Consider the following 21,690-nt stretch of genomic DNA (forward strand, 5'->3'; position numbering starts at 1 on the left):
TCACGCAACATCTCCTGCGGCAACAGCAATGGAAAATCACCCTGCGTTAGCCTTTGCGTTCAAGAAGCAGGATCAATAAACTGGGAGCAATAGTTAAAGCCTTTGAAGACCAGTTTTCTCTTCCGCCAAAAAGCGTTAGGGTGCGATGCTTAGACGATGTTGATTTGGCGGCAGAATTGGGTCCTAACCCTGGTTTGAGAGAAGATTGATCCGGAGAGACTGCTCGCGTGACAGAACAGCCGCAATCGAATGATTCCGCAGATAATGCGCGCCCTCGACTTGGGCAGCGTATCCGCCGGTTTTTTCTATCGATCGACGCCTTGGTCGACACGGCCCTTTGGAAGACCGGTTCAGGCTTCCGCCGGCTGTTCGAAGGCTACGATGCGTTCTTGCGGCGGTTCCGGGCGAAGGGGATCTGGCGCGGGCTCGCGGAATTGTCTTCGGAAGGCCTGACCCTGGGCGTTGCCGGCTTCGTGGTTGTCCTTGCCTTTGCCCAACCGGCCTTTGAAGCAACCCGATACGCCGACTGGAAAACCACGGACGACTTTGCGGTCACATTCCAGGACAGGTTCGGCCAGGAAATCGGCCGCCGGGGCATCGTTCTCAACGACAGTGTGCCTTTGGAGGAAATTCCCGATTCACTCGTCAAGGCGACACTCGCCACCGAAGACCGCCGGTTCTTCTTCCATTTCGGCATTGATGCCGTCGGCACGTTCCGGGCAATGGTGGAAAACGCACGGGCCGGCGGAGTGGTCCAGGGCGGTTCCTCGATCACGCAGCAGCTTGCAAAGAACCTGTTTCTGACGAACGAACGCAGCCTCAGCCGAAAGATCAAGGAAGCCTATCTGGCGCTGTGGCTGGAAGCCAATCTCACCAAGCAGGAAATTCTGAAGCTTTATCTGGACCGGGCCTATATGGGCGGCGGCGTGTTTGGTGTGACCGCGGCCGCGGAATTTTACTTCAACAAGAATGTTCGCGAACTGACACTGGCCGAGAGCGCCATGCTTGCAGGTCTTTACAAGGCGCCCGGAAAATATGCGCCTCACATCAACCTGCCGGCTGCGCGCGCCAGGGCCAACGAAGTGCTGACCAACATGGTTCAGGCCGAACTTCTGACCGAGGGACAGGTCATCGGCGCACGCCGAAATCCCGCGCTTGCTGTCGACCGGTCCCAGGACCAGCTCCCCGAATATTTCCTCGACTGGGCCCTGGAGGAAGTCAAGAAACTTGCCCGCCGAAACCCGGCGCTCGCGCGTGACCGCATCGTGACCGTACGCACGACACTTGATCCCGCGTTGCAGCGTCAGGCAGACCTCGCGGTGGAGACAATCCTGCGCGAAAACGGCAAACTGCGCGATGCCAAGGAAGCGGCCCTGGTCTCCATGATCCCGGACGGCGCCGTCGTCGCGATGGTCGGCGGCCGGTCTTATGGCGAGAGCCAGTTCAACCGCGCCGTCAACGCCCTGCGTCAGCCGGGTTCTTCCTTCAAGCCGTTCGTTTACATGACGGCCTTCCTGAATGGGTACACACCGGAGAGTATCGTTCCCGACCGGCCGATCTGGATCGGAAACTGGTCTCCGAAAAACTACAACCGCAGCTATCGCGGTCCGGTAACACTCAGGACCGCCCTGACAAGATCCATCAACACCATTCCGGTCCGCCTCTCGCTTGATTTCGGACGGGATAAAATCATCGAGACGGGTTATGCGATGGGTTTGACCCATGAGCTGGAGAACTCGATATCACTGCCCATCGGGTCATCGGAAGTGACCGCGATCGACATGGCCTCGTCTTATTCAACCTTCGCCAACGGAGGGTACGCCGCACCCGCTTACGCGATCTTGGAAGTCAGGAACAGCGATGGCAAGTTGCTGTACCGGCGTGAGCGCGATGAATCGATCGAGCCGAAGCGCGTCCTGCCCGAGGAGCAGGTCCATATGATGAACAGTATCCTGGTCAACGTGGTCGAGGCAGGTACGGCGCGCCGCGCTCAGATCGACGGTGTCGTTGCGGCCGGCAAAACCGGAACGACCAACGCCTACCGGGATGCCTGGTTCGTCGGCTACACCGGAAACTTCTCAACCGCGGTCTGGGTCGGGAACGACGACTTCACGTCGACGCGGCGCGTTACGGGCGGCAGCCTTCCGGCCATGACTTGGCAGCTCTATATGGCCTATGCGCATAACGGTATCGAGCTTGCCGGGATGCCGGGTGTCGACCCAGAGTCCCTGCCCCGCCTTTCCAGACCAGCCAGCACGAATGTCGCAGAAAAGAAAACGGTGTTCTCGCAGCCCCGTGTCCTCAAGCGAAGCACGCAGGGGCTGCTGCTTGGGATCGGCCGTGATCTCAGGCGCCTGATCGAGCAGGAAAGTGCCGAAGCAGAAACCGGATCCGGCACCGAAACAACCGATTTCGCGGCGGCGCAATGACCGACACGGCATCGGGCACGAACGGCACGCGATACGGCGAAGCGGACTGGTACGAGCAGGAGCTGCCGCGCGCGATCCGGCCTCACCGAAGTCATCCAATTCGGACGCTGGTGCTCCTTTCCATAATTCTCGTTTCTGCAGCCCTCATCGGCATCAGCTCCGCTTATTTGATGATCGAGCGGGAGCAACCCTTGAATGCGGTCACCATAGGATCGTGGCGGGCCTATCCAAAAGCCGGCACGTCAGAAGCCGACCCGTATTCGGTCGCCATCTATACGCGCGGCGCCGTGATTCCGCTGGCGTCGGGTGAAGGACTGGCGATGGTCGCCCGCGAGGACGACCGGGGGCATCTTCTCGATCCTACCTGCATCTATCGGATTTCGGGCCAGACCCCGGCGGCAAGGCTGTGGACGCTGACGGTTACGGACGGCAACGGCCGACTTGTCGAGACACTGCCCGGCCGGGTTCACCTGGACAGCCAGAACCTGCTGCGTGAGACCGACGGCACATTCGTTATCAACGCCGCCAGCCGGCCACATTCGGGAAACTGGCTGCCACTGGCTGCAAGCGCAAATGCGAGCGATGGATTGCGTTTCGTCTTGCGCCTTTATGATGCCCCGGTCACGACGGGCGCCGCACTGGACGGGGTCAGCCTGCCGGTAATCGAAAGGCAGGGCTGTCCATGACCTTGTCACCGCGCTTCACGCTCACGCTCACGATTGTGGCAATCCTGTTCCTGGCGACCATCATTCACATTCTCGTGGTGCTGAGCATTCCGCTGAATGTCCGGCACAGCGCCTATGACAACGTGGCAACCCACGGCCCGGACCGCCAGTTCAACCTGCTTCCGGATGTGCACCCGGGCGAAGAGGCTTTGCCGGATCTCGATCCGGCCATGAAACATGCGGCCTGCAGGTTTCAGCTGTCTGATGGACCGGTGCTGTTTGACGCCAGCATCCCCACGTCATTCTGGTCAATCGGCCTCTTCAATTCCGCCGGAGAAGCCATTTACAGCCTCAACAACCGCACAGCGGGTGCCGAACGCCTGTCAATGCTGGTGCTCACATCCCCGCAATTGTCGATCCTGCGCGAGAACCCGCCGGAAAATCTCGAAGACCTGATCGTGATCGAAACCGGCGAGATCAGCGGCTTTGCGTTGCTCAGGGCCTACACGCCGGATGAGGCCAGAGCCGACGTTGTCGACCGGGCCCTTCAGAACGCGAGTTGCGGCACAATCGGCTGAACAGGAACTTTGGCGCCGGTTATTGAGGCTGCAGTTATTGCTGTGGCGCCAGCGGACCGAGGGCGTCGAACAGCTCCTTGTAGTGCGCTTCCTTGCCATGCCAGCGGCCGACCGAAGACCGGAAGATCGGCCTGCGCACCTGGGTGTTGGAAAAGGTCGTAACCGGACCTTCGTTCTTGTAAAACTCCAGGCACGCGTCTTCCCAATCCAGTCCGGACTTCGCCAACAGGACTTCGCTTTCGCTCCGCTGGTTGTCGACTAGGGTCTCGTAGGTGAGCGTGTGCATTTCAACGGGCACCACCTTTTCCCAATGGTCCATCAAGGACATGTAGGTACGGTAGTAGTTGCCGACAGTCTCTTGTGTCAGCGCATAATTGTGCGCCGGAGACAGGGGATGCGAGAGCAGCGAAATGCAGGTATCGGCGGGTGAACGGTAGCAATGTATGAAGGCTGCCTTGGGATAAAGCAGGCTCATCAGCCAGATCATTTCGTAATTGTGGGGCATCTTGTCCGTAACACGGTCGGCCCGGCGGTTCACGCCATCCAGCACGGCAAGGTATTTTCGGGCGATCCGCTTGAATTCCTTGGGTTCCATGTTCTTCAAACGGGTTTCCAGCGCCGCGCTTGGTTTGCCCTTGAGACCCATATCCTCCTGCAGGTGCCGGAAAAAGGAAATCTCGCCGCCGCTCGCAGCCCGCGAATGACGGCTGATGATCTGTTCCACAAGCGTGGTGCCCGATCTCGGGAGACCAAAGATAAAGACCGGTTTCTCGGACCCCTCCGCAACGTCTGCGCGGCTGGCAAAATAGTCTTCGTCAAAAACGTCTTTCATGAAATCGATGCGGGCTTTGTAAGCCCCTGCATCAAACGGAGGGTAATGGAGCTGCCGCGCCTTCTGATAGTGCTCAAGGCCACGGGGGGTCTCACCAATGTCCTGGTAAATCTTGCCCGCTGCCCAGTGCAGATTGGCCTGGTCAGGTCCCGGACGCGGCACGCCATCGGCAATAAGAGCTTCGATCTGATCGAGTTCTTTCGGCTTTTCCTTGAAGGAACAGGCCAGACTGAGACACTGAAAAGCCGTGGGCAATTCCTTCTTGCAAGCAATGGCCTTTTCGAAGCAGACGATGGCGGCGTCGATATTGCCGACCGAGATCTCCAGCTGTCCCATGCCGACAAGACCGTAGCCGTTTTCCGGATCGAGCTTCAGCGCGCGGTCATAGCTTTGGCGCGACAGCACGGGCATCCGCTTGATCCGATAAACGTCCCCAAGCTGGGCGTGCATGTCCGCTTCCTTGGGGGCGAGCGACACCGCTTTTTTCAGGGACGCCATGGCTCCGTCGAGGTCACCCGAATTCATCAGCGCAATTCCGAGCAGCTGATGCACTTGCGGGTGTTTCCCGGCCTTTTTGGCCGCGAGTTGAAACCGTTCAATCGCCAGGCCGATCCTGCCTTCCTGATAGGCTGCAATACCGAGCGAGAAATTGGCCTGTGGGTTGCGCGGATCAAGGCGCAAAACTTCTTCGAACAAGGTCATCGCGAGCGGAATCCGCCCGGCATGCTGATGGCTCAGCGCTTCCTGCACTAGCTGTGTCACACCCTGATTCATGAAGTCTCCTGAAAAACTGTGGTCCGCCGGCAATCGCGGCGGTTTGCCCGGCATCGGATTTCGCGACTGACCCGGCCGCTTCATCTAACCCATGCAATAATGCTGTGCCCGGAAAAGTGCAATCTGCTAGAGGCGCATTATTAATCTGACCAGGGCTGCCTGGCGACGGGTACGGATCGACGACTTACTTGGTCACGGGAGGCCGTTCCGTGCTCCAGCCAGTATAAATGCGTGAGCGTTTGGCCGGTTGCTCCTGCGCGTAGAGACTGCCCGCCTCGCAGCTGGCCTCGGCAAGACGCACCTGCCCTTCCAGTTCCCGGATGGCATTGTTGACCTTCCAGACGCGGTTCTCGCTCGGGGTTTCGATCTCCAGCCCCTTCAGAGCTTTTTTGTAGGCGATGATACGGTAGCGCAGCGCCTGTCCGACCCATTTGGTCATGACCCGGTTTTCCCAAACCCTGGCTTTCGCACCGTCATAGGTTTCCTGAGTGGTCACCGGCTGGTTGCGCAATACTCTCAGGCGTTCATCGTCCGCCTTCTGTACCCGAAGCGCCACCTCGCAAAAGGGCATGACCAGTTCTGCGTCGCCGGACGCGTCGGAAGCGATTTTGTCGTAACGTGCATCCGAGGACCGGAATTTGTCTGAGCGCAGATAGATGAGATAGAGATCTGGGGGAACCCGGCCTTCGGTCTCAGGCAGCACGCGCGTGCGCGACAGCTCCACCATCGTTCCGCCTATCCAGTCCTTGGTCCAGGGCGGACGGATCAGCGTCCAGCCGCGATCACGGAGCAGTTTTTCGTCGTTGGTGTAGTTGAACTTGGAGACAGGGTCGCCGCGCAGACGCGCCGCGTTTTCTCCAACCGCCGGCATAAGATCATCATGAATGACCGATGGTTCTGCCCGGTCAAAGTCTCCGGTCGGGCGCGTGCACGCGGACAGACAAAGACAAATGGCAACAAGAGCGATTGACAGGATGCCCTGTCTGACGCTGAGCGCCCCTCCTCTCATCGAGGCGGCGCAATGTAATGCCGCATTGCCATTGCCCATCGGGCACATCTCCGAACCGCATGTTCTTGTCTTTGCCCGGGCGATGTTCCGCCCAAACGCGGCTGGAGAGGCTTGGACCGTCAGTCCTTGTCGGAACCAGCAGGTCCAGCTGCCTTTCCGATGGTGTTGATTCGTGCGGCAAGATCAAGGTCGTGACGCTCATATCGGACACCTGGGAAGAGGATAACTTCGCCGAAGCTCTCCCGTCCCACCGACTGTTCCTGTCTGGAACGATGGCCCACACGCGCAGCGGGCCGTTGAGCGGATGCAAAATCCAACAAAGTGCCCATCGTCTCCTCCTTCGGTTCCGGTCTCCTCAACGGCGTATTACCGAGCGGAAACGGTCAAACGGGCGACGCATTACTTCCTGCGAGTTCATTAAGAAGCTGTCAGGGTTAACAGCATGCTAACGCTTTTGCTGCAATTTGAAGGAAACAAGTTTCGACGGTCGATCGGTCTTTTGTATTTCGTAGACGGGTGTCATGCGGCAGAGCCAACGTTTCAATCCCAATGAGCCTCCTTCAAAAAAGGTCTCCAGCACCAGGCCCACGGCAGCGCCCGCCCGGCAGGTCTTGCTTCCGGCGACAGAATTCTTTGTTGGACGGCAGCCGCATGACATTGAAGAAAAAAGGATTTTTCTGGAGCTCGCCCGAAATCTGCTTCCGTCCACACCGGTCGAGGACCGCCGGCGGATCTCCAGCCTACTTGCTGGCCACCCGGAAATTCCGGACGATTTGCAAGAGCGCCTGGCACGGGACGAAGACCCCGAAACTGCCGCGCCGGCACTTCGCAAGAGCCCGAGGCTTTCTGTGGATCTCCTTGCCTCGATCGCACAGAACGGTCCTGAAATCTCCAGGCAGGCCATTGCCACCCGCCCCTCATTGCGCGAATCGATCATCTCGGTCCTTTGCGATCATGCTGAAGCGAGCGTCATCGCGATTCTGCTTGAGCGGGACGACATCACCCTTAGCAAAACCCATCAGGCCAAACTGTGCCGAAGAAGCGAAATCATCGCGACTCTCGGCCTCGAACTTGCCGGTCAGGACGCTCTCAATCCCGACGGCCTCATGGGTCAGTTCCTACACTTGCCGGCACCTTTGAAGAAGCAGGCGATTGCCGCTGCTGAAATGACCAGCCTCGTCAAACAGGCACAGACACCAGGTGGAAACATGTCTCAGCGACCCGACAAGAACCGTCTCCGGATCCAGGAAGCCCTGGTTCAGGAAGCGCTCAATCAGAACAGATCCCGGTTTGCCGATCTTCTCGGCCAGGGCCTTGGCCTGTCGCGATCAACCTGCGACCTTCTTCTGCGCAGCGATCAGGGCGAAGGCCTGACGATTGCCTTGAAAGCGCTCGGCCTTCCGGAGTTTCAGACAACCACAATTCTGGTCCGGCTGCTCGGTGACGAAACGCAGCTCTCGGACCTTCGTGGCCTGTTGCGCATGCACAGGACACTCACCCACGGAGCGGCGGAAGCCCTCGTGAGCCAGTGGCTGCTGCACGACCAGGGCGTTCAGAAAACGAATGCGCATTACTCCTCGCAGTACCAGGAGGCAGGCGGCCGCAAAGCATCGGCCAAACCGGTCTTTGGCCGCAGCAAAAACGCCGACAAGAAAATCCGGTTCACGAATTCGGCTGAAAATTAGGCCGTTCTGGCGTCATGTCTTGAAGAAGCCAGCGCCCGGATCATCCGACTTTTCGTCTTCCTGTGCGAGCGGCAGATCTACTTTGCCGTCGCGCGCCTCGATTTCAACGAGCCAAAAGTCGGGGTCCATGCGGGCTTCGCGCTTCAAGCGCTCGTCGATGGTCGGCTGGTCGGTCTGCGAGAACACCGCTTCAAACAAACGCCCCTGCGGCTGGTCGCTGAACATGGCTTGAGGCGCTGGCCCATAAAGGTCGAAAGTACCGTCCAGGCGGTCGACGCTGACGAAAACTGCGCCGGCTTCCTCCGCACCGCGCCTTGAGACAGCCGCAAACCCTCCTTCGCCGAATATCCGGCGGACAAGTGCGCTGACAAAAAACTCTGACGTAACCCGCATCTACCTACCCGCGCCACCCGCGCCGGGCAGCACATTCCAAGTCTTATCTGATTTGGGATTTACGCCAGAACCGGCGCCGCCGCAATTACCCGGACAGGGACCGGCCGCTGATCATCTCAAGGTTTTCGATCGTTTTCGGCCCCGGTTCCCCGGTCAATGGCAAGCCGCGGTCCAGTTCGAAACGTTTGATGGCGGCCGTCGTGTTGGCCCCCATGACCCCGTCTGCCTTCAGTGGTCCGTAACCGAGTTCGGAAAGAGCTTTCTGAATTCTCATCAGCATCGGATCCGTGTCCACGTCCGCAGACGCAACGCGGTCTTCGACTTGCATAACAGTACCTGAAGATCCGGGTTTGGCACGCGGTACCGGTACGAAGGAGGCCTGAGGTGCATCGCCATGCAAAAGGATCAGAGCAAGCAAAGCTTCGCTGGCTTCGCCGGTTTCCGCCTGTCCGGACCGGCGTTCAAAGGCCCGTATCGCGCGCTCGGTGGCCGGACCGCTGAGCCCATCCAGCGGACCTTCATAGAGCCCGATCTTGCGCAGCGAGATTTGAAGATCGAGGACCAGAGTGGAAATTTCCTGAACCTGCAAGCCGCTCCGCCGATCGTCCGGTTCCGGCAGCCGCGGTGCTTCGGGTCGGTCGCGCGTTGCAAAAATGGGAGCCGGATGGCGGCCAGGCTGCAAGCCGATCGCATTGGCGATGATCAGGCAGGCTGTCAGGCCCATGACGACCGCCCCTCCTGCCGCGACCGGATTGTCCAGCGCGATATGTCCGGCCCTTGCCATGATGGTTTCAGATGTCTTCTGAGTTTCGTTCTTTTTCTTTGCTCTTGCCATATCGTCGCCTATGCCGTTTTCGCCAAAGGCTTGTTTGTTTCATTCGGCACGGGCGGATGCTCCGGTCTGCTCGCGCGAACGGGCACCTGAATGATAATGCTTTCCCCACTCCCCGGTTCGGATCGGGTTTCGAGATGCGCGCTCGTCTCAGCAAGCAGCGTGGCAGCCCGTTCCAGGACGAGGTTCAAGCCTTCCGCGTTCCGGCCCGGGTTGGACATCCGATTTGAGACCGTCACTTTCACCTGCAGCCCCTGCGACTGCTGAGAGGCCCTGACATGAACGACGGCTCCGGCACCGACGGATTCAACCAGATCGGACAACAGGAGATGCACGGATTGCCTAAACTTTTTCCGGTCCAAAAGCGCTTCCGGGAGATCTGCGCTTGCTTCCAGCTCAATACCAACGCCGAGGCGGTCGGCAAGTGGACGCATCAGATTGCAGCTATGATCCAGACAGGCTGCGATATCGACCCGGCCATAATCCGTTTCCGTGCCGGTACGCGCGTCAGGCACCAGGTCCAATATGGCATTGAGTGAGTCGGCACCGGTTTGCCCCACTTCCTCGAGCTGCCTCGCCATCCGGTCGAAGCAACCTTCAGAAAGCACATCGTCCCGGCTTTCTACCCTGGCCGTCAGATCGACGACGTCCGAAGCTTCTGAACGGACTGTATCAACCGCCTCTTCAAGGGCACTGCCGTAAGCGTTGCTCAGGGCATCCTGCAGGTTGGCCAGCGTTGGCGCAACAGTCTGGATGCCATTATCTTCACGCTCGCTGAGCGTAAGCACGATCGTTCCTGAATGCGCACGCTGCTCATTGCCGGCCACCGGCTTGAGCCGCATCTCGAACCGCTGGAACCGAGCGCGCCCGGCTTCACCGGGCTCTGCGGCACCAACGCGAAGGCGCACAGGAAACGACGGGACGTTTTCTCCAACCCGTACGAACGCAAGCTGCGTAAGATAAAGCGGGCGGTCGGCGACATGGAGGCGATGGAACAGCCAGTCTTCATCGCTCTCCTTGGGCACGACCCCGAAATATTTGCCGATGGGCCCGCCGATCGTAGAAAGGCGGCCTGTTTGCGAAAGTTCAAACAGCGCATCGGAGACACTGCCACAGGCCGTCTCCTGCCTTTGCACCGAAGATTTGATCACTCGCAGCGCATGACCGCGGTCCGACGATATCCGGACGGCGAGCAGTCCGACATAGATGAGAGCCCCAAGCGTCATCAAAACCTGAGCTTCAGGTGGCAGAACGCCGCCATATTGTACATTGGCAGAGAACAGGAACAAGCCGCCCAGAAGTGTAAGGCACAAGACCGAGACCCCGGCAGCTATTTTCCGGTTTGTTGAAAGAGCCGCCTCTATCGGTGGCACGAGGAGCCACAGAAGTGCGAAAGAATTGCTTCCACCTGTCACCAGACAAAAGGCCGCGACAAAGCTTGCAAACAATGTCGACGAAATTCCGATTGCCCGGTTAAGCGCGCCGGAGCGTGAAAGATAGTTTGCAAGCGGCCACTGACTTAGCATCCAAGCCAGCACCAGCGTCGTTGCGGCATGCGGAGCGCCGGCAAACGCCAGGTGCAAGGGCAGAATTACGAGTGCGGTGGAGCCGCTTATGAGGCATCCGATCAGGAAAGAACGGTGCAGCGGCGCCTGAAATGTATCGGCCGCAGCAAGCGGATGAATCATTCCATCAACGCGAACGGACCAGAGCTTCCAGAATTTCCCAATACTATTCAGAAGGTTACGCACTCTATACTACCACACGACACTAGCGGATTCTTCCGCTTACAACTCCTGTGTGGTCATTGTCGGCTGGAGCGCTTAATGAACGATAAAGGATGAATCCAAAGGCGCGAAAAAACTGAAAAACCCTCATGATCCAGTGCGTTGCGCCCAATTAGATAAAATTTGAATCAATCTTTCAGAAAACTCTATTCAAATACCTGATTTATTTTATGAAAATTGCTCTGACGCACTCAACCGGACATTCTTATGTCTCTGCTAGGGTCTGATCATAACAAGCGTGCCGGCAAAAAAAGGTACGCAACTCTGAACAGACTATGGGTAGCGATATGTTGTTTCTTCTAAGGACGGCCTTTTGGCTCACCTTGGTGCTCGTTCTGATTCCGCTCGGTTCGGAACAAGAGCGCCCGGCAGAACAGACCGCGGCTGTGGACCCGGTGTCCGCCTTTATAGCCGCGCAGGCAACGGTTTCAGACATTGGCGGTTTTTGTAGCCGCAATCCGCAAGCTTGTGAAACCGGAGGCAATGCACTGACCGTCATCGGCAGCCGCGCCAAGGACGGTGCCCGCATTGTCTTTGACTTCCTGGACACGCAGATCACTGACGATCCGGCTGGTGACGTGCTGGTGACCGGTTCAACCGCAACGGAACGTCCGCTTGCCGTCCAAACCGGAACGCAAGCATTCCTGCCTCCGGTTCCAGTTCAAAAAACACTGTCAAAGGTGGAGACGGCTCAAGGGCCCGTCCCCAGACCCAAGCCGCGCTCAGGCCGCAACTCCTGAGCGGCAAGGCCACAGTTCCAGCTGTTGCCTTGTCCGGAATGCCAAAGATTTCACTTCGCTAGTGCGATGCTGTGAGACCGCAGCAGCGACGGCTAAACTTCAGCGGCTCGTTCCGCTGCGCCGCAGATGGATAGCTGCCCATTTCATCTGCGGCGTATTTTTCTTTTCAAACAGACTTCTTTCCAAACAGCAGAACCTGCACCGGATCCAATATTTGCACTTTCAGTGATGCGAGTTATATGAAGGCGAAACAGACCTTCAAAGACCGGTGACATGACAACAAGCATCAGCGAAATTCTTGAGACGTTCGATTTTCTCGACGATTGGGAAGACCGTTACAAATATCTGATCGATTTGGGCAAGGAGTTGCCCGAATTGAGCGCCGCTGAGCGCACGGATGCGAACAAGGTGCGCGGATGTGTGTCGCAGGTCTGGTTGATTACCACGGTCACGCCTGGACAGGACGGAAAACCGGTGCTGAGTTTCAAAGGCGACAGCGATGCGTTGATCGTTCAAGGTCTCGTTGCGATTGTTACATCCCTGTTCAACGACAAAACGGCGCAGGATATTCTCGATACGGATGTTGAGAGCATTTTTGCCAAGCTTGGCCTTCAGGATCACCTGACGCCCCAGAGGTCCAACGGGCTCCGGTCTATGGTCGGACGCATTCGTACAGATGCGCAGGGAGCACTGGCAGCTGCCTGATCCCCAGGTCCGGGACATAAGCCTCGCGGTCACAGGATCGGGCGAACGAAAAAGGACCTCTCACCTCATCGCGCATCCCTGCTCCAACGCACAAAAAAGCCGCCCGAAGGCGGCTTGTCTGTCTTTTCAGAAAGTCTGAATCTTATTTCGAGCGCTTGCGCTGCTGTCCGAGGCCCATCTTCTTGGCAAGCTCGGAGCGCGCTGCGGCGTAGTTCGGCGCAACCATCGGGTAATCTGCGCCCAGATCCCACTTCTCGCGGTACTCTTCCGGCGTCATGTTGTAATGAGTCCGCAGGTGGCGCTTGAGCGACTTGAACTTCTTTCCGTCTTCCAGGCAGATGATGTAGTCCGGCATAACAGACTTCTTGACCGGCACGGCGGGCTTCAGCGGCTCCGGCTCCGGCTCGCTGGAAGCGGATGCTGTTTTCTGCAATGCACCATGCACTTCATTGATCAGGCTCGGCAGGTCGGTCGAAGCAACCGTATTGTTGCTCACATACGCAGAGACAATGTCCGCCGTAAGATCAATCAGATTAGCATCCACCGGATTGTCAGTCATATTTCACCTGTTCTCTTCCAAATTCGAATTGTGCTTCGGTATAACCCTGCAAATAATTTGTCCCGAAAACGCCTAGAAATCTACGTTACTTGCGGAATTAGAAATCAAAAACGATTCTACTTTGCAGGTGATTGTCACAGCCTTATATCGCTGCTTTCCTTTTCACACAACCCCGAAAATCAAATAAAACCCTCTCATTGCCAATATAAATCAAATTCTATAGATACCGACTATTTCCGACAATTCGGTATTGACAATGATCCTATAGTATTCCCTTACGCCAGTCTTCTAGTTTCGCATGGCTGCTATGCGCGCGAATTCATTCGTTTGGCCGAACAGTTTCGGCCAAAGCATCCACTTTTGTGTCCGCGCAAGGACGATATCCTGCCGCATAAGCAGCTTTTGCCAACAAATGGGCCGAAATTGGGGCTGTCAGCAAGAAGAAGACGACACCTGCAACCGCGCGGGTCATGACCGAAAGGTCCCCTGCCTCAACGGCAAGCGCCAGAAGCATGAGGCCGGAGCCGAGAGTACCCGCCTTGGAAGCGGCATGCGTGCGCATGTAGACGTCTTTCAGCCGGACCAGCCCAAGCGATGCGACAAAGGCAAAAGACGCACCAATGACAAGCATGCAGCCGGTGACGATGTCGACGACGGCACCGATCATTGTCCCGCCTCCCTGCGTTTGATGCTCTCCTCAACCTCCTGCATGATGGTTTCGTCACCCGCCGTGCCTCTGCTGAGAATAAACCGGGCAAAGGCGACGGTTGCCAGGAAACCGACGAGACCGAGCGTGATGGCAATGTCGATATAGAGGTAGATCCCTGTCGAAACGCCGATTGCGGCAATAAACCCGATCCCGACGGCGACCAGCATGTCCAGCGCGATCACGCGATCCGGCAGACTTGGGCCCCGCACCGTCCGATAGACAATGACAATGAAAGACACGGTCAGGATACCGAGCGAAATCTTCACGGCGCCCGCCAGAAACTCTGCCGCAAATGACTCAAATCCCGTCATCTGAACGCCTCCATGATCTTGCGCTCAAATCCGTTTTTGATGTCGTCGATCGTTGCTTGCGGATCCGGAACGTCAATACAGTGAATGTAAAGCGTCTTCCGGTCCTCCGACACGTCGACGGACAGTGTACCCGGTGTGAGCGTGATGAGGTTTGCCAGCATCGTGATCTCGAAATCGCTGTCGACACTGAGGGGAAGCGCAATGATACCCGGCTCCAATTCAATCTTCGGCCGCAACACGATCATCGCGACACGCCAGGCAGACAAAACCAGCTCGTAAACGAACATGGCGGCCAGCCCGATCGATTTACCGAACCGGCGAAAATAGACCGACGTGCCGACCTGTTCGCGGATCAGGTAAAGCGCGCCGGAGCCAAGCACAAAGCCGAAGGCAAGATTGATCTCCGAGAAGTTGCCCGTGACCGCGCCCCAGGCAAGCGCCATGAGAATGTTGATCAGAAAGAGACTGGTCATCCCTGCTCTCCCAAGACTGAGCGCAGGTATCCGAGCGGGTCAACGACACCGCTCGCCCCTCGCGTTGAAAGTTCAATCATCCATTCCGGCTGGATACCGAAATAGACGACCAGAGCTGTAAGAACGCCAAGCGGCAACCAAACGGCTCCACCTGCCAGTTCCGGCGGCGAAGACGCTGTCACGGCGACACTTTGGCCATCTGCTGTGCCTTCCGGTCCCCCGCGCCAGAAAGCATAGATCCAGACGCGTCCCATCGCCATGGTGGTCAGGAAACCACTGACGAGAATGGCTGCCCCCAGCCAGAAACGCTCGTCGCCGAATGCCGCATCGACAAGGATCACCTTCGGCCAGAAACCGGAAAACGGCGGCAAGCCCGATACGGCAAACGCCAATACGAGAAACACGCCGGCAAAGGCCACGTTTCTCTGGTAAAGCCCGCCGAGCTGCCTGAGATTGTAAGACCCTTCCATCATGTTCATGATGCCTGCAGCCAGATAGAGCGCGGTCATGACGATGATCGAATGGACCGCGTAGAAAATCGCTCCGGAGATCGCAAGCGTCGATCCGACTGCAAGTCCGGCAAGCATCGAACCGATACCTGCGATCACAAGAAACCCGAGCAGCCGGCGCAATTCGGTTTGCGCCAGCGCGCCGAGTGCGCCAGTCATCAGCGTCAGGATCGCCACAAGTCCGATGACATCGGCCATGTATTCACGCGATGCAGGAAGAATGAGCACGAAGATGCGGATCAGGGCATAAACCCCGACCTTGGTCAGCAATCCGGCAAAGACGGCCGAGACCACGATGTTTGGCGTGTGGTAGGAAGCCGGAAGCCAGAAATTGACCGGAAAAGCTGCCGCTTTCATCGCAAAGGCAAGAAAGTAGAGCGCTGCAACGGTCGCCAGCGTACCGGAGGCCGGGTTGTCCAACGCAGCGACCTTCGTGGCGATGTCGGCCATGTTGAGTGTTCCGAAAATGCCGTAAAGCAGACCCGTTGCAATCAGGAACAGGTTGGTCCCGACCAGATTGAGCACACCGTATTTCACCGCACCATCAAGCTGAATACGGTCATTGCCGAGCACAAGCAGTCCGTAAGAAGAGATCAGCAGCACTTCGAACCAGACATAGAGATTGAAGACGTCAGCTGTCAGAAACGACCCGCAAACACCCGTCATGAGCAACAGCAGGAACGGATAGAAGCCGTACCGCCTGCCGGAACTGTTGACGGTCTTCATACCGAAGAGGCCGGCGCAAAAGGCCACCACCGAGCCGATGAACGTCAGCGTCGCGCCGAGCGCGTCCGCCGTTACGGCAATACCGAAGGGTGGCAACCAGTTGCCCATGACCATGGTGATGACACCATGATCCAGAACCCGTATCAGCAGCGCCAGGCTTGCAAGCACCAGTGCGCCAAGAAGCGCAATTCCGAGTTTCGGCTGCAGGTCGGTATTCTTGCGCAGCATCAGGCACAGCGCGCCACCGATCATGGTAATCAGCGATGGCGCCACAATGAGCCAGTCACCCGCCGCAATCGGCGCGGTGATCATTGCATCGGCATAATCAACGGAAACAGAGGGACCGGCCATTCAGTCTAATACCCTTGAGGCGGAGTTTGTTCGTTTTCAGGCTCTGCGACGCGCATCTTGTTGATCTCGTCGGTTCCAAGTTCCTGATAGGCGCGGAAAGCCAGCACCAGCAAGAACGCAAAAAATGAAAACGAGATCACGATGGCGGTCAGAACGAGCGCCTGCGGCAGCGGGTTGGCCGTCGCTGTCTCCGGCACGTAGAGATGGGCGGGGATGAGCGGCGGAATTTCGCGTGTCAGTCTTCCATTGGTGAAGATGAGCATGTTCACCGAGTTGCCCAGAATGGCGATACCCAGCAGGATCCGCACAAGCTGCTTGGAAAGCATCAGGTAGACGGCGACCGTGAAAAACAGTCCAATCAGGATAGCAACGCCTGTTTCCATCAGTCGGCCTCCCTTTCTTCAAGCGCAAGGGCAATTGACCCGATGGCTCCGACAACCACGAGATAGACGCCGATGTCGAAAACCAAGGGCGTGGACAATGGGACTTCGACGCCGAAGAAATCAAAGATCAGCCACTGGCTGGTCATGAAAGCCTGGTTGTTGAAGAAGGACAGCACGCCTGCCAGCGCTCCGATGAACAATCCGAAACCGGAAATGCCCATCGGATGAAACACGATGGCCCGCCGGACGGACGCCACACCGCAGGCAATCCCGAAGATGGCAAGCGCGGAAGCTGCAATGAGCCCTCCGATGAAGCCACCACCCGGTTCGTTATGCCCGCGCAACAGGACAAAGATGGAAAAGAGGACCATCAGTGCGGCCAGGTAAGGCGCGATGGTGCGGAAAATGACCGTGCGCATCAGCGTGCCTCCACTGATTGAGTCTGGTTCGGTTCGTCAGGCGAAGCGTCCTCGTCCGGTTCCGGTCTGGTCCTGATCCGGATAAGCGCCAGCACGCACAGCCCCGCCAGCACGACGACCGCGATTTCACCGAGCGTATCAAAGCCACGGAAGTCGACGAGGATCACGTTGACGATGTTGCGGCCGTGAGCGATCGAACGGCTGAATTCCGTAAAGAACTCCGAAAGCCTGCTGTCGAAAGGCTGCTGTGTGATGGCAAGCATCGTGAGGGTGAGTCCAAGCCCGACCGTGGCTGCAACAACGCCTGTCAAAACGCGCGCCGGTACTGACCGGTGATCGCGCGGTGACAAGTTGAGACGCGTCATGACGAGCGCGAGGATAACAACGGACAGTGTTTCCACCATGAACTGCGTGAATGCGAGGTCCGGTGCGCCGAACATCATGAAGATCAACGCAACGGCAAAGCCCTGAATGCCGAGTGAAACAATCGCCGTCAGGCGCGTTTTGGCAATAAGAACCGCAATAAGACCGAGTACAGCAATCAGGAAGATGCCCCACTCATAGAAGCGGTATTCAGGCATTTTCGGCATCGCCGGGAAACTGTCTGTCAGGTAGCCTGGAAGCAGGACTGCGAGCGCGGTGAACACGAATGTAAGAAGCATGTAGGTCTGCATCTTGCCGGTCTGCAACGCCCGCGTCAGCACCGTGGCAATACGGACGGTCCCGCTGATGAACTGATCGAAGCCCTTGTCCGGTCCCCAGCCGATCGCCTGAAGCACCGACGCGGTGATGCTCCGCAGTTTGTCCAGCTGGGTATAAAGCGCGATGCCGAGGCCTACCGTGACAAAGGACAGGATCACCGGGGCGTTGATCTTTGTCGGCACGAGGTGCAGATCGATCTGCGTGAATTCACCAAGAAGGGACGAAAGGGTCGGGCCGATGAACAGCACGCCGGTCGTGTGCGCAATCAGTGCGAGGATGATGCCGGTGACCGAAAGGACAACCGGTCCGGCATAAAGCAGGATCGGGCCTTCATGAGCATGTTTGGGCGTTTCCACCTGGGCGCCCAGGAATGGTCTGATTGCCACGGCAGCGGCAATCACCAGCATCAGCGCATTACCGACGACGGCAACGATCGTGACCATCACGCCAAGCTGACCCAAGGCATCAATGTCGGAGGTACCGTAGTAAAGGATTTCCTTTGCGATAAACCCGATGAATGGCGGAAGACCGGCCATGGAGAGAGAGGCAAGACAGGCCGCTGCAAACGTGATCGGCATTGCGCCCCTGAGACCGCCAAGCTTGGTGATGTCTCTCGTTCCTGCTTCGTGGTCGATTGTGCCAGCGACCATGAAGAGCGCGCCCTTGAAGAGCGAATGCGCCAGAAGGTAGAGCACAGCCCCCTCGAGCGCCTTTTCATAACTTGTACCCGTCAGCATGACGAGAAGCCCGAGAGACGCAACGGTCGTATAGGCCAGCATCAGCTTGAGGTCTGTCTGACGGATGGCCAGGATAGTCCCAACGAGGAGCGTCGCACCGCCGAACAATGGCAGCACGGTCGTCCAGAGAACGGTGTCGCCAAGGAGCGGATGCATGCGCATGAGCAAATAGACACCGGCCTTGACCATGGTTGCGGAGTGCAGATACGCCGAAACAGGTGTCGGCGCTTCCATCGCGTTGGGCAACCAGAAGTGAAACGGGAACTGCGCCGATTTTGTAAAGGCGCCACCAAGCACCAGCAGGAAGATCGGCAGGTAGAGACCCGTATCCTTGATAATGTCCGGCGAGGCGAGCAGGACGGACATTTCAATCTCGCCTGTCGCAGCGATGATCAGGATGAACCCGGCCAGCAGAATGAGCCCGCCGCCGCCGGTAACGACAAGCGCCTGAATGGCAGCTCTTCTGGAGGCGGCGCGAAGATGGTCGAACCCGATCAGCAGGAATGATGTGATCGAGGTAAGCTCCCAGAAAACAAACAGCGAAATCAGGTTGTTGCCGAGCACCAACCCGAGCATCGCGCCCATGAACAGGAACAGAAACGAAAAGAAACGGCCCTGTTGCGGATGTCCTTTCAGGTAACCTCCGGCGTACAGAATAATAAAGGTGCCGATGCCCGAGATCAGAAGGCCGAACAACGTCGACAGCCCGTCGACATAGACGGAGAAATTAATGCCGTAGCTGGGTGCCCAGGCTTTCGCGGCCACAAAGGTTTCCCCTTGTGAAACCGGCCCGATGAAGCCGACGAAATGCAGGAAGATGAGCCCCGGAACAAGCGCGAGAGGCCACGCCGCATTGTGTTTGAACCAGCGAGTCAGAACAGGCGCAACGAGAGCTGCGGCGAACGGTGCAAGTACGGCGTATAAAGTAGTGTCGTCGATCACTGCTGGCGTCATACTGAGCTTTCGTCACGTTTTTCATAAAACGACCGGTGTCAAACCTGTTCGAATCAACACCTTTTCGCCAGATCATAGCGGGCCGGAAGACTTATGACATGTCTTAGGGACATGGATAGGCGTCTTCAAGCACTTCCGGAACGATTTTTCGACGAACCGAACGATCTATGCTGGTCTAGTGGGTCAAGCGTGGGATTTTGTCGCATGCGTTGACGGAGAGTTCGGCAGTATCACCAAGCATGCATAAATCTGCCGGGGCCGAACTCTAGTTAAATTGTGCAAATTAACCAAAAGAGGAAGTAAAATCAGGCAATCAGCCAATTGACCAGGGCCCAAGCCACTTGATTTCACAGCGTAAATACCGTTCAGTTTGAGACAGCGAAGCCAAGAACGTAGCATTGTCGCAGCAATGCTGAGCGAGGCAGTTATGGCGTTGGAAACCAACAAGAACAGTTCTGTGGGAACAGATCTGCTCCGGACGCCGCACATAGATTTTGAAACGATCGTGGAACTGAGCAAGGACGCCGTTATCCTGCTCTCGCTTGACGGTGCACCAACCTATATATCCCCGGCGACGGAAAAACTGTTTGGATGGAATGCGGGCGCGCTCGCCGAGCAACTGAGCGACCTGGTTTACGTTGAGGAACTGAACACGGACGCTGAGACGTTACACCGGATCCTGTCTGGTAGCGGCGATCCTGCCGGTCCCCTTCCCCATGCAGACCTTCAGGTGAGATCAGCCTTCGGCCCCCTAGTCTGGGCGGAGGTCACCACACATCTGCTGGCCGACAAAAACGCAGAACCATATGCGTTCGCGATCTTCTTCCGGAGCATCGCGCGACTGCGCGAACTGGAAAGCCAGCTTGAGGCGGCGTCGCAAACAGATCCCCTCACCGGTCTTCACAACAGACGGTCGTTTGAAGACAGCCTGAAACGGGAATGGGCGATCGCGCTTCGCGAAAAGACCCATACAAGCCTGATCAAAGTCACGCTGGATCGCTTTGAATCGCTTGCAGAAAACTACGGACCTGGAGCTGCGGAAGACTGTCTGGCAAAGGTCGCTGAACTGTTGAACGAAACCGCAAGGCGGCCGGCCGACATCGCTGCGCGCACCGCCTCCTCGGAGTTTTCACTTCTTCTGCCCAGGACCCACGAAATGGGTGCAGAGACGATCAGCGCGTATATTCAGGTTGCCATCGAGGATCTGGGAATTCCCAATCCGGGCAACACTGCCGGCAACGGCGTCATGACCGCGTCCGTCGGTGCCGCATGTGCTGTGGCGGAACAGACCGGCATCTCGGAAAGCCCGGAATTCATCCTTGCTGCGGCGGAAAACTGTGTTTTTCAGGCTCGTCAGGAAGGTGGAAACAGAGTCAAGACAGTCATGCACAAACTAACCCGCTGACAGACTGGTGATCGGCCTGTTCTTGCCTAGTCTTGCTCTTTTTCCTATGTCCATTGCAAAACGCTAAAAATCGGGAAGATCAGAATGAGTGATAACGTCACCCAAATGGACGAAAAGCCTCCCAAAGTGAGAAAGACCACTGCCGAGTGGATGGAACAGCTTACGCCTGAGCAGTTCTACATAACGCGTCAGTCTGGAACCGAACGACCTTTCACCGGTCCCCATTGGGACAACAAGCTGGTCGGCCGGTACGACTGTGTGTGCTGCGATGCCCCGTTGTTCATGTCCGATAGCAAGTTCGATGCCGGCTGCGGGTGGCCGAGTTTCTTTGAATCCGTCCACGAAGACGCCATCAGGGAACTTGAAGACAAGTCGCATGGCATGGTCCGAACGGAAATCCGCTGCAATCAGTGCGATGCCCATCTGGGCCATGTTTTTCCGGATGGCCCGGCCCCGACCGGTTTGCGCTATTGCCTCAACGGGCATGCGATGAATTTCGTCCATGGCGGGCGCCCACCGGCAAAGTCTGAAGACAAGACCTAAACGTCTCCAAACGAAACCGCCTGACCGAACTGGGTCAGGCGGTCACTTCAACCAGCGCAGTGCGCCCCCTCTCGATCATCCACCAAGAAGCGACAAGGCGATCAGAATATTGCCGATCAGCGCAATCCCGTAGCCAATGGATCGCGGTCCGGGAATACCGGAAAGATAAAGAGGAATGTAAATCAGCCGGCCAAAGAAGAACATTTGTGCTCCCAGCACCGCCAAGCCGAGATTGGCGTTCGGCACGACATAGATCAGTAAGGCCGGGACGAGAAAGAACGGCAGATTTTCCTTCATGTTGACAAGCGCCTTGTCTGCGCGCCCGGCGAACTTGCCCTTGTCCGGCAACGCGTCCCGTCCCCCCGCGAGACGCACGAATCCAGCCGTCGGCAGATACATGAGGGCAGTCAGATAGATCTGGCAGAAATAAAGCACCAGAACGGCAAGGATCCACGTTGTCATTGGTTGCTCCAGCGTTCG

General features: G+C 57.4%; 23 protein-coding genes. 8 read left to right on the forward strand and 15 right to left on the reverse strand.

Annotated elements, in window-relative coordinates; translation table 11 throughout:
- Positions 1-227: 227 nt before the first annotated feature.
- Genes RBB47_RS25740 through RBB47_RS25750 form a run of 3 tightly spaced genes read left to right on the forward strand, consistent with a single transcriptional unit; the run spans position 228 to position 3,672 of the window.
- The gene (locus RBB47_RS25740; protein ID WP_371932858.1) at positions 228-2,429 is read left to right on the forward strand and encodes a transglycosylase domain-containing protein; all 2,202 of its coding nucleotides are present in this window, start codon (positions 228-230) and stop codon (positions 2,427-2,429) included.
- Positions 2,426-3,115, forward strand: coding sequence for a DUF1214 domain-containing protein (locus RBB47_RS25745; RefSeq protein ID WP_305988777.1), 690 nt, complete (start codon positions 2,426-2,428; stop codon positions 3,113-3,115). Before RBB47_RS25740 ends, RBB47_RS25745 begins: the two co-directional genes overlap by 4 nt.
- Entirely contained in the window at positions 3,112-3,672 is a 561-nt protein-coding gene (locus RBB47_RS25750) for a hypothetical protein (RefSeq protein WP_305988778.1), read from the forward strand. The genes RBB47_RS25745 and RBB47_RS25750 overlap by 4 nt, the downstream gene beginning before the upstream one ends.
- 34 nt (positions 3,673-3,706) lie before the next feature.
- Here the strand turns inward: RBB47_RS25750 and RBB47_RS25755 are convergent, their stop codons facing one another.
- The 3 genes from RBB47_RS25755 to RBB47_RS25765 all read right to left on the reverse strand — a co-directional run bounded on the left by RBB47_RS25755 (position 3,707) and on the right by RBB47_RS25765 (position 6,616).
- Positions 3,707-5,278 (reverse strand): tetratricopeptide repeat-containing sulfotransferase family protein, encoded by a 1,572-nt coding sequence (locus RBB47_RS25755; RefSeq protein WP_305988779.1) that lies wholly within the window; start codon positions 5,276-5,278, stop codon positions 3,707-3,709.
- Between the two features lie 184 nt (positions 5,279-5,462).
- A complete protein-coding gene (locus tag RBB47_RS25760; protein WP_305988780.1) occupies positions 5,463-6,326 on the reverse strand; it encodes a hypothetical protein in 864 nt (287 codons plus the stop codon).
- Positions 6,327-6,406: 80 nt separating this feature from the next.
- On the reverse strand, positions 6,407-6,616 hold the full coding sequence (locus RBB47_RS25765) for a hypothetical protein (protein ID WP_305988781.1): 210 nt from the start codon (positions 6,614-6,616) through the stop codon (positions 6,407-6,409).
- A 192-nt stretch (positions 6,617-6,808) separates the two neighbouring features.
- Here RBB47_RS25765 and RBB47_RS25770 point away from each other — a divergent pair, with 192 nt between their 5' ends.
- Positions 6,809-7,972 (forward strand): DUF2336 domain-containing protein, encoded by a 1,164-nt coding sequence (locus RBB47_RS25770; RefSeq protein ID WP_305988782.1) that lies wholly within the window; start codon positions 6,809-6,811, stop codon positions 7,970-7,972.
- A gap of 12 nt (positions 7,973-7,984) precedes the next feature.
- Here the strand turns inward: RBB47_RS25770 and RBB47_RS25775 are convergent, their stop codons facing one another.
- From RBB47_RS25775 to RBB47_RS25785, 3 genes are all read right to left on the reverse strand, one after another.
- Positions 7,985-8,365 (reverse strand): DUF1491 family protein, encoded by a 381-nt coding sequence (locus RBB47_RS25775; RefSeq protein WP_305988783.1) that lies wholly within the window; start codon positions 8,363-8,365, stop codon positions 7,985-7,987.
- An 85-nt stretch (positions 8,366-8,450) separates the two neighbouring features.
- Positions 8,451-9,200: a peptidoglycan-binding protein gene (locus tag RBB47_RS25780; RefSeq protein WP_305988784.1), complete on the reverse strand. Its 750-nt coding sequence runs from the start codon at positions 9,198-9,200 to the stop codon at positions 8,451-8,453.
- 8 nt (positions 9,201-9,208) lie between these two features.
- Positions 9,209-10,885, reverse strand: a complete 1,677-nt coding sequence (locus RBB47_RS25785; RefSeq protein ID WP_305988785.1) for a hypothetical protein — start codon at positions 10,883-10,885, stop codon at positions 9,209-9,211.
- Between the two features lie 386 nt (positions 10,886-11,271).
- Between RBB47_RS25785 and RBB47_RS25790 the strand changes: the two genes are divergently transcribed.
- Positions 11,272-11,724, forward strand: coding sequence for a DUF5330 domain-containing protein (locus RBB47_RS25790; protein ID WP_305988786.1), 453 nt, complete (start codon positions 11,272-11,274; stop codon positions 11,722-11,724).
- A 273-nt stretch (positions 11,725-11,997) separates the two neighbouring features.
- Positions 11,998-12,429, forward strand: a complete 432-nt coding sequence (locus RBB47_RS25795) for a SufE family protein (RefSeq protein ID WP_305988787.1) — start codon at positions 11,998-12,000, stop codon at positions 12,427-12,429.
- A gap of 142 nt (positions 12,430-12,571) precedes the next feature.
- Here RBB47_RS25795 and RBB47_RS25800 read toward each other — a convergent pair whose 3' ends face one another.
- From RBB47_RS25800 to RBB47_RS25835, 8 genes are all read right to left on the reverse strand, one after another.
- A complete protein-coding gene (locus RBB47_RS25800; protein WP_305988788.1) occupies positions 12,572-12,988 on the reverse strand; it encodes a MucR family transcriptional regulator in 417 nt (138 codons plus the stop codon).
- A gap of 319 nt (positions 12,989-13,307) precedes the next feature.
- Positions 13,308-13,655 (reverse strand): monovalent cation/H(+) antiporter subunit G, encoded by a 348-nt coding sequence (gene mnhG / locus RBB47_RS25805; protein ID WP_305988789.1) that lies wholly within the window; start codon positions 13,653-13,655, stop codon positions 13,308-13,310.
- Entirely contained in the window at positions 13,652-14,008 is a 357-nt protein-coding gene (locus RBB47_RS25810) for a cation:proton antiporter (RefSeq protein ID WP_305988790.1), read from the reverse strand. The genes mnhG and RBB47_RS25810 overlap by 4 nt, the downstream gene beginning before the upstream one ends.
- Complete coding sequence (locus RBB47_RS25815) at positions 14,005-14,481, reverse strand: Na+/H+ antiporter subunit E (protein WP_305988791.1); 477 nt, start codon at positions 14,479-14,481, stop codon at positions 14,005-14,007. Before RBB47_RS25815 ends, RBB47_RS25810 begins: the two co-directional genes overlap by 4 nt.
- Positions 14,478-16,067 (reverse strand): Na+/H+ antiporter subunit D, encoded by a 1,590-nt coding sequence (locus RBB47_RS25820; protein WP_305988792.1) that lies wholly within the window; start codon positions 16,065-16,067, stop codon positions 14,478-14,480. Before RBB47_RS25820 ends, RBB47_RS25815 begins: the two co-directional genes overlap by 4 nt.
- A gap of 5 nt (positions 16,068-16,072) precedes the next feature.
- The gene (locus RBB47_RS25825; protein ID WP_305988793.1) at positions 16,073-16,450 is read right to left on the reverse strand and encodes a Na+/H+ antiporter subunit C; all 378 of its coding nucleotides are present in this window, start codon (positions 16,448-16,450) and stop codon (positions 16,073-16,075) included.
- Complete coding sequence (locus RBB47_RS25830; RefSeq protein WP_305988794.1) at positions 16,450-16,869, reverse strand: Na(+)/H(+) antiporter subunit B; 420 nt, start codon at positions 16,867-16,869, stop codon at positions 16,450-16,452. The genes RBB47_RS25825 and RBB47_RS25830 overlap by 1 nt, the downstream gene beginning before the upstream one ends.
- Positions 16,869-19,262 carry a putative monovalent cation/H+ antiporter subunit A gene (locus RBB47_RS25835; RefSeq protein WP_305988795.1) on the reverse strand — a complete coding sequence of 798 codons (2,394 nt, stop codon included), beginning with the start codon at positions 19,260-19,262 and terminating at the stop codon, positions 16,869-16,871. Before RBB47_RS25835 ends, RBB47_RS25830 begins: the two co-directional genes overlap by 1 nt.
- Positions 19,263-19,689: 427 nt before the next feature.
- Between RBB47_RS25835 and RBB47_RS25840 the strand changes: the two genes are divergently transcribed.
- Both RBB47_RS25840 and msrB read left to right on the forward strand, forming a co-directional pair.
- A complete protein-coding gene (locus RBB47_RS25840) occupies positions 19,690-20,667 on the forward strand; it encodes a diguanylate cyclase domain-containing protein (RefSeq protein WP_305988796.1) in 978 nt (325 codons plus the stop codon).
- 84 nt (positions 20,668-20,751) lie between these two features.
- Positions 20,752-21,210 (forward strand): peptide-methionine (R)-S-oxide reductase MsrB, encoded by a 459-nt coding sequence (gene msrB / locus RBB47_RS25845; RefSeq protein WP_305988797.1) that lies wholly within the window; start codon positions 20,752-20,754, stop codon positions 21,208-21,210.
- A 75-nt stretch (positions 21,211-21,285) separates the two neighbouring features.
- Here msrB and RBB47_RS25850 read toward each other — a convergent pair whose 3' ends face one another.
- Entirely contained in the window at positions 21,286-21,672 is a 387-nt protein-coding gene (locus RBB47_RS25850; RefSeq protein ID WP_305988798.1) for an MAPEG family protein, read from the reverse strand.
- Between the last annotated feature and the right edge of the window lie 18 nt (positions 21,673-21,690).

The sequence above is a fragment of the Roseibium sp. MMSF_3544 genome (assembly GCF_030732845.1).
In the GTDB taxonomy this organism is placed as follows: Bacteria; Pseudomonadota; Alphaproteobacteria; order Rhizobiales; family Stappiaceae; genus Roseibium.

Excerpts from the sequence above, each read along its gene's own strand:
- RBB47_RS25745 (WP_305988777.1), top strand. The coding sequence starts at position 2,426 with ATGACCGACACGGCATCGGGCACGAACGGCACGCGATACGGCGAAGCG.
- RBB47_RS25750 (WP_305988778.1), top strand. The coding sequence starts at position 3,112 with ATGACCTTGTCACCGCGCTTCACGCTCACGCTCACGATTGTGGCAATC.
- RBB47_RS25755 (WP_305988779.1), bottom strand. The coding sequence starts at position 5,278 with ATGAATCAGGGTGTGACACAGCTAGTGCAGGAAGCGCTGAGCCATCAG.
- RBB47_RS25760 (WP_305988780.1), bottom strand. The coding sequence starts at position 6,326 with ATGGGCAATGGCAATGCGGCATTACATTGCGCCGCCTCGATGAGAGGA.
- RBB47_RS25765 (WP_305988781.1), bottom strand. The coding sequence starts at position 6,616 with ATGGGCACTTTGTTGGATTTTGCATCCGCTCAACGGCCCGCTGCGCGT.
- RBB47_RS25770 (WP_305988782.1), top strand. The coding sequence starts at position 6,809 with ATGCGGCAGAGCCAACGTTTCAATCCCAATGAGCCTCCTTCAAAAAAG.
- RBB47_RS25775 (WP_305988783.1), bottom strand. The coding sequence starts at position 8,365 with ATGCGGGTTACGTCAGAGTTTTTTGTCAGCGCACTTGTCCGCCGGATA.
- RBB47_RS25780 (WP_305988784.1), bottom strand. The coding sequence starts at position 9,200 with ATGGCAAGAGCAAAGAAAAAGAACGAAACTCAGAAGACATCTGAAACC.
- RBB47_RS25785 (WP_305988785.1), bottom strand. The coding sequence starts at position 10,885 with ATGATTCATCCGCTTGCTGCGGCCGATACATTTCAGGCGCCGCTGCAC.
- RBB47_RS25790 (WP_305988786.1), top strand. The coding sequence starts at position 11,272 with ATGTTGTTTCTTCTAAGGACGGCCTTTTGGCTCACCTTGGTGCTCGTT.
- RBB47_RS25795 (WP_305988787.1), top strand. The coding sequence starts at position 11,998 with ATGACAACAAGCATCAGCGAAATTCTTGAGACGTTCGATTTTCTCGAC.
- RBB47_RS25800 (WP_305988788.1), bottom strand. The coding sequence starts at position 12,988 with ATGACTGACAATCCGGTGGATGCTAATCTGATTGATCTTACGGCGGAC.
- mnhG (WP_305988789.1), bottom strand. The coding sequence starts at position 13,655 with ATGATCGGTGCCGTCGTCGACATCGTCACCGGCTGCATGCTTGTCATT.
- RBB47_RS25810 (WP_305988790.1), bottom strand. The coding sequence starts at position 14,008 with ATGACGGGATTTGAGTCATTTGCGGCAGAGTTTCTGGCGGGCGCCGTG.
- RBB47_RS25815 (WP_305988791.1), bottom strand. The coding sequence starts at position 14,481 with ATGACCAGTCTCTTTCTGATCAACATTCTCATGGCGCTTGCCTGGGGC.
- RBB47_RS25820 (WP_305988792.1), bottom strand. The coding sequence starts at position 16,067 with ATGGCCGGTCCCTCTGTTTCCGTTGATTATGCCGATGCAATGATCACC.
- RBB47_RS25825 (WP_305988793.1), bottom strand. The coding sequence starts at position 16,450 with ATGGAAACAGGCGTTGCTATCCTGATTGGACTGTTTTTCACGGTCGCC.
- RBB47_RS25830 (WP_305988794.1), bottom strand. The coding sequence starts at position 16,869 with ATGCGCACGGTCATTTTCCGCACCATCGCGCCTTACCTGGCCGCACTG.
- RBB47_RS25835 (WP_305988795.1), bottom strand. The coding sequence starts at position 19,262 with ATGACGCCAGCAGTGATCGACGACACTACTTTATACGCCGTACTTGCA.
- RBB47_RS25840 (WP_305988796.1), top strand. The coding sequence starts at position 19,690 with ATGGCGTTGGAAACCAACAAGAACAGTTCTGTGGGAACAGATCTGCTC.
- msrB (WP_305988797.1), top strand. The coding sequence starts at position 20,752 with ATGAGTGATAACGTCACCCAAATGGACGAAAAGCCTCCCAAAGTGAGA.
- RBB47_RS25850 (WP_305988798.1), bottom strand. The coding sequence starts at position 21,672 with ATGACAACGTGGATCCTTGCCGTTCTGGTGCTTTATTTCTGCCAGATC.